This is a genomic window from Nguyenibacter vanlangensis (assembly GCF_013376155.1).
Classification (GTDB): Bacteria; Pseudomonadota; Alphaproteobacteria; order Acetobacterales; family Acetobacteraceae; genus Gluconacetobacter; species Gluconacetobacter vanlangensis.
In genome coordinates this window covers 1-958 of the sequence record NZ_JABXXP010000911.1, presented here as the reverse complement: position 1 = coordinate 958, position 958 = coordinate 1, and the positions used below count along the sequence as shown (strand labels likewise).

Genomic DNA, 958 nt, shown 5'->3' with positions numbered 1-958 from the left:
CTATCCAGCATGATCTGCAGCCAGTCCCCCGGGCCGATCCCCGCCGCCGACTGCACCACGATCACGCGCGCCCCGGCCTGCGCCGGCGCCGCGATGGTGGTGCCCACCATCATGAAGCGGTTCTCCTGCCGCGGCCGCGCCAGATCCACCGTCTGGTCGTCGGCGATCCCCACCGCGAAATCCTGCGGCTGCTGCGGCTCCCACCTTGCGCGGTCCACCACCGCCTGGCCGGTCTGCCCGCCCGGAATGGTCCGCGTCTTCGACCGCCGCACCTTGAAGCCCGACAGGTCGTCCAGCACATAATGATCGCCGGGATTGTAATACCAGGGCTCGCTCACCCCATCCTCCCGTCAGAATTGTGGAACACCCTTGATCATCTCGAGATCGAGCGTGAACGTGGCATTCGCCGCCGCCCCGATCGTGCTCAACAGGATCGACCCCGTCGCCCCCGCCGCCCGCGGATTGGGAATGCCCTGGAAACGCCGGAAATCGAGGTGCCCGAACCCCGACAGCGTCACCAAGTCCACCGGCTCGGTCCCGTCCCATTGCAGCCGCACCGCCATGTCATGAACGTCATAGACGATACGGACCAGTTTCAGATGCACGCCCGGCACCTGCCCCCGCACGGCAAAGGCCGGGCTCTGCGCGTCGACGATCTTCACCGCGCTCAGCCCCGTCCCGTCGCTGACATCCGTCAGCCGCACGATCAGGTTGCGCGGACCGTTCGCGATTACCTGCGTGGTCGTTACGTCGGCCATCGTCCGTCCCCCGCTGCCCGCGCCTACGCCGCGCCGGGCGTGATGCAGACGATGGCATAGGTTTCGCCCGATGCCGGCGTGACCGGCGCCGCCGTCACGTTGGCGAACGTCACCCCCACGCTGCCCGCGCCCGCCACCCGCATGCCGACGATCCCCAGCCCCGCCTGGACGCCGGGCTTGTTGACCGCCAGCACGACGTC

2 protein-coding genes are annotated in these 958 nt (G+C 68.7%); both read right to left on the bottom strand.

Annotated elements, in window-relative coordinates; translation table 11 throughout:
* A partial coding sequence (locus tag HUK84_RS20105; protein WP_176641776.1) for a hypothetical protein occupies window positions 1-338 on the bottom strand: 338 nt, incomplete at its 3' end.
* Between the two features lie 12 nt (window positions 339-350).
* Window positions 351-758 (bottom strand): hypothetical protein, encoded by a 408-nt coding sequence (locus HUK84_RS20100; RefSeq protein WP_176641775.1) that lies wholly within the window; start codon window positions 756-758, stop codon window positions 351-353.
* Window positions 759-958 lie beyond the last annotated feature (200 nt).

Coding starts and splice junctions, on each gene's coding strand:
- HUK84_RS20100 (WP_176641775.1), bottom strand. CDS start 758: ATGGCCGACGTAACGACCACGCAGGTAATCGCGAACGGTCCGCGCAAC.